General features: G+C 69.0%; 14 protein-coding genes, 1 tRNA gene and 2 pseudogenes. 12 read left to right on the top strand and 5 right to left on the bottom strand.

Translation table 11 applies throughout. The annotated features are described in order from the left end of the window. Nucleotides 1-126: 126 nt before the first annotated feature. From HNP84_RS17425 to HNP84_RS55055, 6 genes and pseudogenes are all read left to right on the top strand, one after another. Nucleotides 127-1200 carry an NAD-dependent epimerase/dehydratase family protein gene (locus tag HNP84_RS17425; protein WP_246518333.1) on the top strand — a complete coding sequence of 358 codons (1074 nt, stop codon included), beginning with the start codon at nucleotides 127-129 and terminating at the stop codon, nucleotides 1198-1200. Nucleotides 1201-1270: 70 nt separating this feature from the next. Beyond that, complete coding sequence (locus tag HNP84_RS17420; RefSeq protein WP_185050802.1) at nucleotides 1271-1696, top strand: molybdenum cofactor biosynthesis protein MoaE; 426 nt, start codon at nucleotides 1271-1273, stop codon at nucleotides 1694-1696. 50 nt (nucleotides 1697-1746) lie between these two features. Further along, nucleotides 1747-2796 (top strand): YlbL family protein, encoded by a 1050-nt coding sequence (locus HNP84_RS17415; protein ID WP_185050801.1) that lies wholly within the window; start codon nucleotides 1747-1749, stop codon nucleotides 2794-2796. A gap of 270 nt (nucleotides 2797-3066) precedes the next feature. Next, entirely contained in the window at nucleotides 3067-6003 is a 2937-nt protein-coding gene (locus HNP84_RS17410; RefSeq protein WP_185050800.1) for a UPF0182 family membrane protein, read from the top strand. Nucleotides 6004-6056: 53 nt separating this feature from the next. Then, a tRNA-Met gene (locus HNP84_RS17405) sits at nucleotides 6057-6133 on the top strand. Between the two features lie 293 nt (nucleotides 6134-6426). Beyond that, a pseudogene (locus HNP84_RS55055) lies at nucleotides 6427-6702 on the top strand (divalent metal cation transporter); the annotation flags it as partial. A 116-nt stretch (nucleotides 6703-6818) separates the two neighbouring features. Here the strand turns inward: HNP84_RS55055 and HNP84_RS17400 are convergent. Beyond that, the gene (locus HNP84_RS17400; RefSeq protein WP_185050799.1) at nucleotides 6819-7670 is read right to left on the bottom strand and encodes a hypothetical protein; all 852 of its coding nucleotides are present in this window, start codon (nucleotides 7668-7670) and stop codon (nucleotides 6819-6821) included. A gap of 35 nt (nucleotides 7671-7705) precedes the next feature. Here HNP84_RS17400 and HNP84_RS56705 point away from each other — a divergent pair, with 35 nt between their 5' ends. From HNP84_RS56705 to HNP84_RS17390, 4 genes and pseudogenes are all read left to right on the top strand, one after another. Next, nucleotides 7706-8203 carry an AMP-binding protein gene (locus HNP84_RS56705; protein WP_345600207.1) on the top strand — a complete coding sequence of 166 codons (498 nt, stop codon included), beginning with the start codon at nucleotides 7706-7708 and terminating at the stop codon, nucleotides 8201-8203. A 55-nt stretch (nucleotides 8204-8258) separates the two neighbouring features. Continuing rightward, nucleotides 8259-8411, top strand: a complete 153-nt coding sequence (locus HNP84_RS51115; RefSeq protein ID WP_221336384.1) for a hypothetical protein — start codon at nucleotides 8259-8261, stop codon at nucleotides 8409-8411. Then, a pseudogene (locus HNP84_RS57060) lies at nucleotides 8412-8810 on the top strand (AMP-binding enzyme); the annotation flags it as partial. After that, a complete protein-coding gene (locus tag HNP84_RS17390) occupies nucleotides 8702-9733 on the top strand; it encodes an alpha/beta fold hydrolase (protein WP_221336382.1) in 1032 nt (343 codons plus the stop codon). The pseudogene HNP84_RS57060 and the gene HNP84_RS17390, both read left to right, overlap by 109 nt. On the opposite strand, the gene HNP84_RS17385 is transcribed toward HNP84_RS17390, so the two are convergent. Beyond that, nucleotides 9714-10310 carry a QsdR family transcriptional regulator gene (locus HNP84_RS17385; protein WP_185050798.1) on the bottom strand — a complete coding sequence of 199 codons (597 nt, stop codon included), beginning with the start codon at nucleotides 10308-10310 and terminating at the stop codon, nucleotides 9714-9716. The two genes, HNP84_RS17390 and HNP84_RS17385, sit on opposite strands and share 20 nt — an antisense overlap. Before the next feature lie 220 nt (nucleotides 10311-10530). Between HNP84_RS17385 and HNP84_RS17380 the strand changes: the two genes are divergently transcribed. Then, nucleotides 10531-10920: a MerR family transcriptional regulator gene (locus HNP84_RS17380; RefSeq protein ID WP_185050797.1), complete on the top strand. Its 390-nt coding sequence runs from the start codon at nucleotides 10531-10533 to the stop codon at nucleotides 10918-10920. A 55-nt stretch (nucleotides 10921-10975) separates the two neighbouring features. Here HNP84_RS17380 and HNP84_RS17375 read toward each other — a convergent pair whose 3' ends face one another. Then, entirely contained in the window at nucleotides 10976-12091 is a 1116-nt protein-coding gene (locus HNP84_RS17375; protein ID WP_185050796.1) for a DUF1648 domain-containing protein, read from the bottom strand. Then, the gene (locus HNP84_RS17370; RefSeq protein ID WP_185050795.1) at nucleotides 12088-12477 is read right to left on the bottom strand and encodes a GntR family transcriptional regulator; all 390 of its coding nucleotides are present in this window, start codon (nucleotides 12475-12477) and stop codon (nucleotides 12088-12090) included. The genes HNP84_RS17375 and HNP84_RS17370 overlap by 4 nt, the downstream gene beginning before the upstream one ends. Before the next feature lie 112 nt (nucleotides 12478-12589). Between HNP84_RS17370 and HNP84_RS17365 the strand changes: the two genes are divergently transcribed. Then, entirely contained in the window at nucleotides 12590-13747 is a 1158-nt protein-coding gene (locus tag HNP84_RS17365) for an acyltransferase family protein (protein WP_185050794.1), read from the top strand. Between the two features lie 140 nt (nucleotides 13748-13887). On the opposite strand, the gene HNP84_RS17360 is transcribed toward HNP84_RS17365, so the two are convergent. Beyond that, on the bottom strand, nucleotides 13888-14406 hold the full coding sequence (locus HNP84_RS17360; protein ID WP_185050793.1) for a MarR family winged helix-turn-helix transcriptional regulator: 519 nt from the start codon (nucleotides 14404-14406) through the stop codon (nucleotides 13888-13890). Between the last annotated feature and the right edge of the window lie 48 nt (nucleotides 14407-14454).

The following is a 14454-nucleotide window of genomic DNA, read 5'->3' as shown; positions in this document are numbered from 1 at the left end:
AACGGGTTTTCGTTTGGGTCGTTTTCACGACCTGGCAGGTCAGTCACCGGTCTACCTCGTGCAGGATGGAGGAGTCCACATCCGCCACGTTATCCGTCATGGGGCGGATCAGTGCAAAGTGAGGACCTGGTGCCTACCTCGAATCGCCACCGGACACCGGTCGTCGCCGTGACAGGCGCGGCCTCCGGTCTGGGCCGGGCGTTCCTCGCCCATGTGGCCTCGTCTGCGGATTTCCGCCGCGTCGTGGCCATCGACGAGCAGCGCGGTGACGTCCCGGACGTCACGTGGCGGGTGATCGACGTGCGAGATCCGCTCTTGGCGAACCGGCTGTCCGACATCGACGTGCTCGTCCATCTCGCCGCCGACTACGCCCTCGACGCCGACCCGACCGAGCGCCGCGCGTACAACCTGAGGGCGGCGCAGACCGTGCTCACGGCGAGCGCGGCGGCGCGCGTACGGCGCGTCGTGCTCGTGACCAGCGCGATGGTGTACGGCGCGTCGCCCGACAACCCGGTGCCGCTCCCGGAGGACTCCGACGTCGCCGCCGAGCCCGACACCGGCGTGGTGGGCGACTACCTGGAGATCGAGGCCCTCGTACGCCGCTCGCTGCGCTCCCACCCGGGCCTGGAGGTCACCGTGCTCCGCCCGGCCGCGGTCGTGGGCGAGGGCATCGACACCGTGGTCACCCGGCACTTCGAGGCGCCCAGGCTGCTGACCGTCAAGGGCTGCGCGCCGCGCTGGCAGTTCTGCCACGTGGACGACCTGGTCACCGCGCTGGAGCTGGCCGCGCTCGGCACCGTCTCCGGCGCGGTCGCGGTCGGCTGCGAGGGGTGGCTGGAGCAGGAGCAGGTGGAGGAGATCTCCGGGCTGCGGCGCTTCGAGCTGCCCGCGGCGCTGACCTTCGGCACCGCGCAGCGCCTGCACCGCCTGGGGATCACCCCCGCGCCCGCCACCGACCTGCACTACGTGGTCTACCCGTGGGTCGCCGAGTGCTCCTCGCTGGCCGCGGTCGGCTGGAAGCCCTCCTGGACCAACGAGGCCGCGCTCCAGCACCTGCTCGACCTGAGCGCGGGCAAGCACGCCGTCGTCGGCCGCCGCCTGTCGGGCAAGGACGCCACGATCACCGCCGCCGGCGCCACCGTCGCCGTCATCGGCGCCGCCGCCGTGGTCCGCCGGGCCCGCCGCAAGCGCCGCATCTGACCCGCTCCCGTACGCATCCCGCGCGCCGCCTCACCCTCCGGGCGGCGGAGGCGGTTGTAGGCTCAGGACCGTGGACACCATACGGCTGCTGGCGATTCGCGACACGCCGCTCTCCGTGGAGGAGGTGCTGGGCGCGGTCGGCGACACCGCCGCGGGCGGCACCACGATCTTCGTCGGCACGGTGCGCGACCAGGATCACGGCAAGACCGTGACGAAGCTCTCCTACTCCGCCCACCCCTCGGCCGAGGCCGAGCTGCGGCGGGTCGCCGAGAAGGTCGCCGCCGACTTCCCCGTCACCGCGCTCGCCGCCGTGCACCGGGTCGGCGACCTGGAGCTCGGCGACATCGCGGTCATCGTCGCGGTGGCCTGCCCGCACCGCGGCGAGGCGTTCCAGGCGTCCCGGCGCCTGATCGACGACCTCAAGAGCGAGGTGCCGATCTGGAAGCACCAGGTGTTCGCCGACGGCACCACCGAGTGGGTCGGCGCCTGCGAATGACGCGGAGTGAGGCGCGGCTACCGCGTGGCGAGAGCGCATAGGCTTCGTCCATGTCCCGACGAGCACTGACCTTGATGGTGGCGAGCCTGCTCACCCTCGTGCTGGGGGTCGCGGGCGCGCTGATGCCGGTGCCGTACGTCGTCCTGAGCCCGGGGCCGACCGAGAACACCATCGGCGACGTCAAGGGGCAGCCGGTCATCACGATCAAGGGTCGCCAGACCTACCCGACCACGGGCGCGCTGCGCCTGGTCACGGTCGCCTACCAGGGCGGGCCCGACGCCAGCATCGACCTGCTGACCGCGCTGCGCGGCTGGGTCGACTCCACGATCGCGGTCGTGCCGGAAGAGACGATCTTCCCGCGCACCAGCACCGCCGAAGAGGTCGAGCAGCAGAACACCCAGGAGATGACCACCTCCCAGGACGACGCCACCGCCGCCGCGCTGAACCAGCTCAAGATCCCGTTCTCCTCGGTGGTGAGGGTCATGGCCACCGAGAAGGGCAAGCCCGCCGACGGCGCGCTGAAGCCGGGCGACGAGATCAACGAGGTCGACGGCACCGCCGCCACCGACGTGGAGAAGGTCGCCGAGATCGTGCGCGCGCACAAACCGGGCGAGCAGGTCACCTTCGGCGTCACCCGCGCGGGCAAGCGGACCACCGTGCCGATCAAGACGGTCGCGACCTCCGACGGCAAGTCCATGGTCGGCGTGACCATGGAAGCCAGCTTCAAGTTCCCGTTCGAGGTGGACATCAGCGTCGGCGACGTCGGCGGCCCGAGCGCGGGCCTGATGTTCTCCCTCGGCATCGTGGACAAGCTCACTCCCGGCTCGATGACCGGCGGCAAGTCGATCGCGGGCACCGGCACGATCACCCCCGAGGGCAAGGTCGGCCCGATCGGCGGCATCCAGCAGAAGATGGTGGGCGCCCGCCAGGCCGGCGCGACCATCTTCCTGACCCCCGCGGCCAACTGCGGCGAGGCGGTCAAGGCCGTGCCCGACGGCCTGCGCCTGGTCAAGGTCGACACGCTGAGCGCGGCCGTACAGGCGATCGACTCGCTGCGGGAGAACCGCACGACTGGCGTCGAGTCCTGCGGCGCGTCGTGACACATCCCCCGGATACCGACATCACGGACACCGGCATCACCCTTACGGGCATCGCCCGGTAAAGATCTCCCAAAGCCGGGGCACTACCGCGCGCCTCCGTCCGTTGGCCTCTTTAGGCCCTGTACAGGTGGCAGAGGGGATGTGGCCGGACCGTGCCCGAGCGCCGCGCCGCGACCGCGCCGTCACCGGTGTAGGTTGCCAATCACGGACCGTTGCTCTTAAGACAAGGGGTTGGCCTTGAGCTTCCGGACCCCCGGAGCCGGCAGGGCGATGCGCTTGCCCCGTCGGCCACGCCTTCTGCTGCCCGTCGTGATCGCGATCGTGGCGCTCGTGGCGTTGTTCTTCCTGTTCGCCGGCATATACACCGACTACCTCTGGTACGACGCGGTGAACTACTCGTCGGTGTTCTCCGGCGTGTTGATGACGCAAGTGCTGCTCTTCTTCGCCGGCGCCGTGCTCATGGTGGGCATCGTGGGCGGCAACATGGTGCTGGCCTACCGCACCAGGCCGATGTTCGGGCCCGCCATGTTCGGGGGATCCAGCGGGGCCGACCGCTACCGGATGGCGCTCGACCCGCACCGCAAGCTGATCTTCCTGATCGGCATGGCGGTGCTGGCGCTGTTCTCCGGCTCCTCACTCGCGGGGCAGTGGCCCACCTGGCTGCAGTTCGTCAACGCCGAGCCGTTCGGGTCGAACGATCCCGAGTTCGGCATGGACAAGTCGTTCTTCATGTTCACCTATCCGTTCCTGCGGATGGTGCTGACGTTCCTGTTCACCGCCGTGGTGATCTCGGCCGTGCTGGCCGCGATCGTGCACTACCTCTACGGCGGGTTCCGGCTGCAGTCGCCCGGCGTGCACGCCTCGCGCGCCGCGCGGGTCCACCTGTCGGTCCTGGTCGGTGTGTTCGTGCTGCTCAAGGCCATCGCCTACTGGATCGACCGGTTCGGCCTGGTCTTCTCCGACCGCGGGTTCGTGGACGGCGCGTCCTACACCGACGTGAACGCGGTGCTGCCGGCCAAGACCATACTGGCGATCATCGCGCTGATCTGCGCCGTGCTGTTCTTCGCCGGCGTCGTACGCCCCGGCGGCATGATCCCCGGCGTGGCGTTCGGCCTGCTCGTGCTCTCGGCCATCCTGATCGGCGGGGTCTACCCGGCCCTCGTCGAGCAGTTCCAGGTCAAGCCGAACCAGCAGGCCCGTGAGCGGGAGTACATCGGGCGCAACATCGTGGCGACCCGAGAGGCGTACGGCGTCGACAAGTCCGAGGTGATCAACTACGACGCCCAGGGCGACCCGGCCAAGGCCGACGTCAACTCCGACTCCTCCATCTCCGGCGTGCGCCTGCTCGACCCGAGCCTGGTCTCCAAGACCTACCAGCAAAAGCAGCGCATCCGCGGCTACTACGACTTCCCCGACCAACTCGACGTCGATCGCTACCGCGACACCCAGGGCCAGATGCGCGACACCGTGGTGGCGGTTCGCGAGCTGACCGGCCCGCCGCCGGAGCAGGACAACTGGATCAACCGCCACCTCGTCTACACCCACGGCTACGGCATCGTGGCCGCGCCCGGCAACGAGGTCGACTCCGAGGGCCTGCCCAACTTCGACGCCAAGGACATGCCGGTCACCGGCGACCTCGTCCAGCGCAGCGGCCTGAAGGAGTCGCGGATCTACTTCGGCGAGTCGTCCTCCACCGAGTACGTCATCGCCGGCGGCGGCTCCGGCCAGGGCCAGGAGCTCGACTACCCGCTCAGCAGCGGCACCGGCCAGCAGAACACCAGCTACACCGGCAAGGGCGGCGTGCCCGTCGGGTCGTTCTTCAACCGGCTGCTCTACGCCGCGAAGTACAGCGAGACGAACATCCTGCTGTCGGGTGACATCAACGAGAAGTCGCAGATCCTGTACGTCCGCAACCCGCGCGAGCGGATCGCCAAGGTGGCGCCGTTCCTCCAGATGGACGCCAACCCCTACCCGGCGATCGTGGACGGCCGCGTCACCTGGATCGTCGACGGCTACACGATGTCCAACGACTACCCGTACTCCGAGCGGCGCAGCTTCGGCGACATGGTGCGCGACACCGCCACCGACACCCGTACGATCCCGCAGCAGCCCCGCGACGAGATCAACTACATGCGCAACTCGGTGAAGGCCACCGTCGACGCCTACGACGGCACCGTCACCCTGTACGCCTGGGGCGACCGCGACCCGATCCTGGAGACCTGGCGCAACGCGTTCCCCGGCATCGTCAAGTCGGCCGACGAGATGAGCGCCGACCTGCGGTCGCACCTGCGCTACCCGGAGGACCTGTTCAAGGTGCAGCGCGACATCCTCTCGCGCTACCACATCGAAGACCCCAACGCCTTCTACAGCGGCCAGGACTTCTGGAACGTCCCCAACGACCCGTCCCTGCGCGAGGGCGACATCAAGCAGCCGCCGTACTACCTGTCGGTCAAGATGCCCGACGCCCAGGCGCCGTCCTTCTCGCTCACCACGACGTTCGTCCCCCGCCAGGGCCCGAACCTCGCGGCCTTCATGGCAGTGGACGCGACACCGGGCCCCGACTACGGCAAGCTCCGCATCCTGCGCATGCCGTCCAACACCACCATCCCCGGCCCCGGCCAGGTCCAGAACAACTTCACCAACAAGTTCTCCGGTGAGCTGAACCTGCTCGGCCTGGGCCAGGCCCAGATCCGCTACGGCAACCTGCTCACCCTCCCGTTCGCCGGCGGCCTGGTCTACGTCGAACCGGTCTACGTCCAGACGGCGGCGGCCTCCGGCCAGGAGCCGTACCCGATCCTGCGCCGCGTCCTGGTCTCCTACGGCAACAAGGTCGGCTCCGCCGACACCCTGGACGGCGCCCTCAAGCAGGTCTTCGAGGGCACCGGCGCGCAGGCGCCCACCGAGGAGCAGACCGACCAGCAGAACGACAACCAGGCCACGGTCCCGAACGAGACCTCCGCCGCGCAGCTCAACAAGGCGATCGACGACGCCCGCAAGGCCCAGGACGACGCCCGCAAGGCCCTGTCCGCCAACCCGCCCGACTGGGCCGCCTACGGCGAGGCCCAGGCCCGCCTCCAGGACGCCCTGAACCGCCTCAACGCCGGCAAACTCCCCACGGGCACCACCACCCCCACCCCGACCCCGACACCAACCACCACCACAACCCCGTCGGCCACTCCGACCCCGGCCCCCACAACCAGCGGCTAGCGACCTGATTTGCCTCACCCCCGCGATCCCGATAGTCTTTAGACACAACGCAACGCGGGGTGGAGCAGTTCGGTAGCTCGCTGGGCTCATAACCCAGAGGTCGCAGGTTCAAATCCTGCCCCCGCTACCAAGAAGGCCCTGGTCACCGAGCAATCGGAGACCAGGGCCTTAATCATTCCCAAGATCATGACCGCGCCACGACCGCAAGACGAACCGTCACTCCCTGGTAGGTGGAGGCGGTAGGGGCCTTCTCTCTCAGCGGCGGTCGGTGTGAACATTGGAAGCTCGCTCTAACCGGTGGGCATTCGCGATGCGGATTTCGGCCTCAATCGCACCGCACATAGTCCAGTACGGGGTGCCTCCATCGAGGTGGTTTCGACCAGGTGTGCCCGTCGCCCGAGCCGCTCGCCGGCCCGGTAGCTCATGCGGCCCCCGCCTCACGCCGGCAGGCGGCGTGTGCCGGGGTGCGGGCGCGTCCGGGCGTCGCCTGCTCCCGGACGTCTATGCCGTACGTACGGACCCGTCTACGCGGGCCAGGTGGTGATGCAGGGCTTCCTCCGCCGCCGGATTCCGCTGTACGTGCGGAGAAGCCTCGCCGTGGTGCCGGCCCTGGCCGTGCTCGCGTTCGGCGTCGAACCCACCCGGGCGCTGGTGTTCAGCCAGGTCGTGTTGTCGTTCGGGATCCCGTTCGCCCTGGTCCCGCTCGTGAGGAACCGGCGCGAACGTTCACGCGATGATCGAAGTGGGAGGCCACGTCCTGCGGGCGCACCCGGGCGCGCAGGAAGTCGCCGGGCTCGCGGGCGTACGGATGACGGTCAACTGACATGTCCCAGGTGTGCGGGCAGGGCTCGTGCCGATGGTAGGTCTGGCGATCCCAGGGAGCCGTCCACGCGACGCAGGTGGGCCAGTAGCGCCTGGTTCACCCTGTCCGGAGCCTGCTGATGCACCCAATGCCCCGCGCCGTGGACGACAAGAGTGCTGAGGTTCTCGAACGCCCTCGCACCGGTGTGAACGCGCATGAAGGTCGTGACGGGATCGGCGCCGCCGGTGACGAAGAGCGAGGTCTCACGCAGGTCGTAGCGGTCGTTGAGGATCGCGGCGAGCGAGCGGCCGACGTCGCGCATCAGCATCTCCTCCGGGGACCGGGCTCTTGGAACCTGAGCTGGTAGAACCGCTCGCCCCGGGGCTCGGATGATCTGCGTCGGCGGCACCGGTGCGGGCACGGCGTACTGGCGCACGGGCGCGATCTCGGTCAGCGCCAGGTACGCGGTGAGACCCGGCATGCCGAGGACGCCGAGGTACTCCGAGCTGTTCACGCCCGCGGTGTCCAGGCGATGAGTCTCCTCCGCCTTGACGAGGGTGTAGTCGCGCCAGCCGAGGTGGTGCCACACCGTGTCACCCGGTCGAAGCGCCTCGGTCCGCGACGCGACGACCGTGCCGACGGCTGCCCCTTCCATCGGAGCGTTGAGCGTGAACGGCGGAAGATACGACGGGACGTCGCGCATCCGGCCTCGCATCGACTGGTCGACGGACATCCAGTCGTTACGTACGAGCACCTCTCCGGGGCCCGGATCGGGGACGTCGACCTCCACGATCGAGAAGTTCTCCGGGGAGGGCATCCCGGTCGGGCGTGCCACCAGATGGACCTCGCGGCCGGCCGTGCTCATCGGTCATCTCCTGCGGTAGCTGCGATTGAAAGGCGATGTTACATAATGAACAATGTAACGCAAGGCGTGAGCCGAGGGAGAGGCATGACGAGCCTGGCAACCCTGATCGACGAGGCCGCGTCCCGGTATGGCGAGCGGACGGCCATCGTCGCCGGACCGAGGCGGCTGAGTTTCCGCGAGGTGGCTCATCGCGCCGACCTCCTCGCGGCGGAGCTCTCGCGGGAGGGCGTGGGGCGCGGACGATCGGTGCCACCGAGATCGACGGCACGACCACATGGCAGGGCGAGCCGCTGGCCGGTCGGAGCCGGTGCCGCACCATGGCGCTTGACGACGAGGACTCCGCCGTCATCATCTACACCTCGGGAACCACGGGGCAGCCCAAGGGGGCGGAGCTCCATAACCTGCTCACCAACGTGGCGGCCGTCGGCGTCCTGTACGACCTTGATCCAACCCGTCCCGACACCTACCTGCTGGCGGCGCCGCTGTTCCATTCACTGGCTCTGACGTGCGTCCGGAACGCGGCGACGGCCTAAGGGTGCACGGCCGTGATGCTCCGGTAGTTCGCAGGCCGAGGCCGCACTGCGCGCGATGATCGATAAACGGGTGACCGTGTTCCCCGGCGTCCCGACGATGTTCTGGGCGCTGCTCCGCGCGCTTGACAAGGTCGAGGGCGGCGACCTCCTGAAGGGCCGGTTGCGCGTGGTCGCCTCGGGCGGCGCCGCGCTGCCGGTGGAGCATTAGGGCTACTACGGCCGCCCGGACGCCACCAGGGAGGCGATCAAAGACGGCTCGTTCCGCACCGGGGACCTGGCCCGCAAGGACGAGGACGGCTTCTACTGCATCGTCGGCAGATCGAAGGATCTGATCATCCGCGGCGGCTTCAACGTGTATCCGCGCGAGCTGGAGGAGGTGCTCATGGAGCATCCGGCCGTCTCCCTCGTTGCCGTGATCGGGGTCCCGCACCCGTCGCACGGGCAGGAGATCAAGGCCGTCATCGTCAAGGCGGCCGGCCATGAGGACGACATCCTCGCGTGGGGCAAGGACCAGTTCGCGTCCTACAAGTACCCGCGGATCGTGGAGTTCCGCACGAGCCTGCCCATGACGTCGACGGGCAAGATCCTCAAGCGCCGGTTGTCCTGACTCCAGGCCGCCGTCCCATCGAAGTCCGCGAGGCGGAGAGCCGGACCCCTTGCGCACGCTCCTGCGGCGCGGTTAACCTGCGGGCAACGTTACAGATTCCAAAAAGTAACACTCGCAAGGGGTGGTCCAATGCCCATCACCACCAACGGGATCACTACGAGGAACGCGGCGACGGGCAGCGGGCCATCGTCCTCCTTCCCGGCTTCGGTTGCTCGATCGACTGCTGGGCCGGGATCGAGCCGCTGCTCGACGGCTACCGCGCGGTCCTCATGGACCTCCCCGGACACGCGGGGTCGGCCGGGGCGCACGCCGACGGCGATCTCTCTCGCCTCGCGGAAACCGTCTTCGACGCCTGCCGCGAAATCGGGCTCACCGGCTTCGTCGCGGCCGGACTGTCACTGGGAGGCGCCATCAGCATGCGGATCGCCTTGGACCACCCCGACGAGGTGCAGGCGGTCGTGGGGATCATGCCGTGGAACGCGGGCGGCACCTCCGCGGGCGACCCGGTCATCGAGGGCTTCTACGCCGCGTACGGCGACATCGAGACGATAACGGCGGGCATCGCGGGCATCTCACACGATCCCGCGAAGACGACCGACCTGCTGCGCACCATGCCCACGGTCACGGAGAAGATGTGGCGAGGGTGGCTCGGCGGCGGCGTGTACACCAGCATGGCCGACGAGCTCCCCCGGCTGAGAGTGCCGGTCTTCTACCTGCTCGGCGGCCAGGACTTCGTGGTCAACCAGGAGAAACAGATCGCGGACGTGCGGCAGATCCCCGGCGGCCGGTCGGTGCTGCTCGCCGACGCGGGCCACCTCGCCTGCTACGAGGAGCCCGAACTCGTGGCCCAGGAGATGCGCTTCTTTCTCGACACCCACGTGGCCGACGCGGCCGGATCGCCGATCAGGACAACAGAAGCCTGATGGCCGCACCGACCTTGGTGGCGTCCGGCGCGTCGCCGGTGATCATGTCCACGTAGCAGAACGACTCGGTGATGCGGACGACCAGATAGGCCAGATCCTCGATGGGCAGATCTCCGACCGGTCCGGGCAGCTCCTCCCGCAGCAGGTCGGACACGTACGCGATGTAGTTGCGCTGCAGTTCGCTGCTTCGCGTGGTCAGGATCCGCAGGGCGATCTCACCCTCCTGTTTCAGGAAGGTCTGCATGAAAGGGGAGGCCAGCCCCGTGGCGATGAAGCGTTCGAGGGTCTGCGCCACCGCCTCGACCCCGGAACCCGTGGCCTGCCGGCGGCAAAGGTCGAGGGTGGGTTTCGCCAGGGACCAGTTGACCTCACCCAGAAGCCGGTCACGACTGCCGACCCAGCGGTTCAGGGTCATGCGGCTCACTCCGAGCTCGCTCGCGAGGGTCTGCATCTCGACGCGAACGCCGCCGATGAACTGCCGCCGAGCCAGTCGCAGCGCGGCCTGCTGTCCCTGAGACGCCGGCGTCTCGACGCCGCGATGCGACCCGGATTCGGTACGGCGCGAAGCGGGTGGCATGGCCGGAAGCCTATCCCGACATCCTGGCCTGCGACTCCATGCCCGCCACGCTGCCGCGCATCGGGGAGGTCGTGACGGGCACCACCGGACGGTGAGCAGACGAGACGAGAGGCCGGCGACCGGATGCCCTGACACCGGGGTCGCGAGCCCTGGGCTACGCTGAACGCTTACATCGATGTCATGGGCAAGTCTCTGTGCCCCAATGCACATGAGGGGTGAGATGCGGATCGGTGAGCTGTCCGCCCGGACAGGAGCAAGCCGTCGATCACTGCGCTACTACGAGCAGCAGGGCCTGCTGGTGAGCAGGAGATCCCCCAGCGGCCAGCGGTACTACGACGACGATCACGTCGAGCGGGTGGCGCTGATTCAGAAATTCCTGGCCGCCGGCATGTCCAGCAGAAGCATCGCCGAGATAGTCCCCTGCATGGCGGAGCCCAGCAGAGCGAAAGCGCTGCGAGCCTTGATCACGATGGATCAGGAGCGAGCCCGCCTTTCGTCCGCCATCAACAGCCTGACCGCCGCCAGAGAAGCGCTCGATCACCTGATCGACGACAACCTGGAATATGTGGCGACTACGGCGGATGATCCGACCCCGGCCCAGCGGAATTGATATTCCACTGAGGTCGCGGGCGGTCGTCGGAAGAGGCTGTGCTTCTGGGGGCAGATCAACGACCCGCCAGCGCCGGCCCCAGCAACACGATCAGGGCGACGGCGAGGACGCCGAGCAGGAGCCATGCGATCGGATGGCCGAGGTTGAGGGTCCACGAGGAGGAGCCGAGACGGTCGTGCACGAGCAGGGCCGGGTCGCGGCGGTTGATGTAGACGGTGCCGGCCAGGAACCAGTGGCGGTCGTCGTCGCGCTGGCCGAGTCCGGAGTCCTCCAGCTCCTCGCCCGGCAGGGCGGGCAGCCGGTGCCCGGCCTGGCCCACTTTGATCTCCCAGATCAGCCAGCCGCCCAGCAGCACGATGAGCGGGACGTAAACGGCCACCTGCCAGACGATCGCGGGAGTGACGATCTCCCACAGTCGCAGAGCCGCGAAGAGCAGGCTCAGATTCAGGCAGGCCGCGGACAGTAGTGACATCACCGCGATGCCGCGCAGGTAGACGCGGTAGCGGCGGGCCGAGCCCTTGGGCCTGGCGGCATCGAGGTCGGGGCGGGCGCGCAGCACGACCAGGAGCGCGGCGACGACGATCACGGTGATGGCGATCTGGTAGATCACCGGCTGGAAGGCGCTCAGCACGGTCGTCGGCTCACGCCGCGTGGAGCCGGCGCCGTAGTCGAACAACGGCGGCAGCGTGGCCGGTAACGAACTGTGGCGCACCCAGCCGATCCCCGCGGTGAGCAGGACGATGGCCAGAGCGGGAAGGCCCCACGACCACGGCACCCGCACCGGGTCGGTGCGGAAGGTGGTGTCCACGGCGACGCCCTGACGTCGCTCGGTCGTCCACCCGCCGGCGAGCTTGGCGGTGCGGATCCTGCGATGAGCGCCGTAGTACGACAGCAGGTCCACGGCCGTCACCGCCGACGCGATGACGCCGATCGCGGCGGCGGACCCCGCGCCCGGCAGCACCAGGATCGAGACCACCGCGGCGAGCGCGGCCGCCACCACGGTCAGGCGGGCGTAGAGCCGACGTGCGGCGATGACGGTCGGGTCGCTCACCCGCTGGACGCCCACGCGTACTCCGAACGGCAGGGTGGGCCTGGCCAGCGCCGGTAGCGCCAGCATCAGCGACGTGATCAGTGCGATGAGGATCAGGCCGGCCAGGAGCAGCGGGATCACGCGTCCTCCTCGAAGCCGATCAGTAGCGCCTCGCAGCGGCGCAGCACATCCTGCCGGTCCATGCCGTGAACGGTGGCTTCTGCCAGCAGCACGCGCATGCGTTCCTCCCAGTCGTCGATGAAGGGCGTCTCGGGGGGGCCGGTGGTGGCATCACGCCGTATGACCGCGCCGCTCTTGCGGTTGATTCGGATGACGCCCTGCTGTCGCAGCAGATCGTAGGCCTTGTTCACGGTGTGGAAGTTGATGCCGAAGTCCGCGGCCAGTTGCCGCGTGGAGGGGAGCGGGTCGCCCTCGCGCGCCTGCCGTCTGGCGATCGCCTCCACGATCCGGTCCCGGATCTGCTGGTAGATCGGGATCTCGCTGTCAAGGTCAAGGGTCAGCCACACACCACGATTCTATCTGATATACACATAATAGAACAGATACAACTGAGGGCCGGGCTTGCCCGGCTTCACCGTCACCGCTCGGACCCGACCCCCTTGGAGAAAGGGCGAACCGATGACACAGCTCGTCAACCGGCCGGCCGCGCCGCCCAGCACCTCCCCGCGGCTCCTGTACGTCGACAACCTGCGCACCGCCCTGACGGCGCTCGTGGTGATCCACCACTCCGCGCTCGGCTACAGCAACATCCCGGGCTGGTACTACACCGAACCGCCGGCCGACCCCTCAGGAACGCTCCTGGACTTCGTGATCCTGTTCAACCAGGCGTTCTTCATGGGCGCCTTCTTCCTCGTCTCAGGACTCTTCGTGCCGGGCTCCTACGACCGCAAGGGAGCCGGGCAGTTCCTGAGGGAGCGGCTGCTGCGGCTGGGAGTCCCGCTGCTGCTCTGGCTGCTGGTGCTGCGCCCCCTGGCGACCGTCGACCGCTACACCGCCGCGAGAGACGCCGCCGCCCAGCAGGGGACCGAGCTGCCCTACTTGCAGTACTACCTGCAGTCGTTCATACCGGGGCCGATGTGGTTCGTCGAGGTGCTGCTGGTGTTCAGCGTGCTGTACGTCCTGTGGCGGCGCCTGGCCGTAAAGGGCCGGCACACGTCTGAATCGCCTTCGGCCACGGGCCGGACGCCCGGCGCCCTCGCCATCGCCGGGTTCACCGTCGGGCTGGCGCTGGTGACCTACCTGTGGCGCATCGCGGTGCCGATAGGGGTTTCGATCCTGGGGTTGCCCTCCCCCGCCTACCTGCCGCAGTACGCGGCACTGTTCACCGTCGGACTGCTCGCGGCCCGGCGCGGCTGGCTGGGCGGCCTGTCCAGAACGGCGGGCCGGGCCGGGTTCGCCGCCGCGGCCGTCGCCGCGGTCGCGCTCCTTCTCGTCCTGGTTTCCACCGGAGAGGCGGGCCTGGGCCACGGAACCCTGCCGTCCCTGGTGGCGGCAACCTGCGAGTCGGCCTTCGCCGTCGGCATCACCCTCGGCCTGCTGGTTCTGTTCCGGGAGCGCTTCGGCCACCAGGGACGCCGCCGCCGGTTCCTGTCGGCGCACGCCTTCGCCGTCTACGTCATCCACACGGTCGTACTGGTCGCCCTGAACCACGCCATCAGCGACGTACAGGCGCCCGCGGTCGCGAAGGCCGCGCTGCTCGCCGTCCTCGCACTGCCGCTGTGCTGGGCGGCGGCGTACCTGGTACGCGCCCTGCCGGGCGCCCGGAAGGTGCTCTAGTGACAACGATCCTGTGCTGGGGGCGATGCGCCTGCTGGCCCGGGAGTCGGCCGGTCAGGAGCCGGTGGGGCAGGGCGAAGGGGGCCGGAGGTCCGCTCTGACCGGCGGTGATCCGGCACGCACGGGGGTGGACGTGCCGGCTAACGCCCCGCCATCTGCTGGTGCCACACGGTGCCGCGGGCCAGGCGGGCGAGGAGGCGTTTGAGCGTGGTGACGTCCTCCTCGCTCCAGTCGGCCAGGACCGAGTCGAGGGCTCGCTGGACGTGCTTCATGATCCGCTCGCCGATCTCCCGGCCGCGGGGGGTGAGCGCGAGCAGCACGCTGCGTTCGTCGGACGGCTCGGGGACCCGGACGATGAGGCCCGCCTCGACGAGGCGGTTGGCGATCTTGGAGAGGTTGGCCCGGCCCGTTCCCAGAGTCTGCGCGAGCTCGCTGGGGCGCAGCGCTCCCCGGTAGCTGAGCTGGTTGACGACGAGGAACATCGGCAGGTCGTTGACGGGGAAGTCCACGGCCTTCATGACGGCCAGCCGCACCGAGTGGCTGTCGGCCCAGTGGATGATCGAGGTGAGTGAGACGCGCGGGTCGAGGGGGTCGGGCTCGATGACGGGGGACAGGTCGACGTCCTGCCGGTCCAGGTCGTAGCGTCGCGCTCGCGTCACGATGTACCTCCCCCCCGCGCGGTTGGCCCGCGTTCCGTCCGGAACTCT

It is taken from the genome of Thermocatellispora tengchongensis, from assembly GCF_014202315.1.
GTDB classification, from domain to species: domain Bacteria; phylum Actinomycetota; class Actinomycetes; order Streptosporangiales; family Streptosporangiaceae; genus Thermocatellispora; species Thermocatellispora tengchongensis.
The sequence above is the reverse complement of the archived record's forward strand: the minus strand, read 5'-3'. Positions and strand labels throughout refer to the sequence as shown.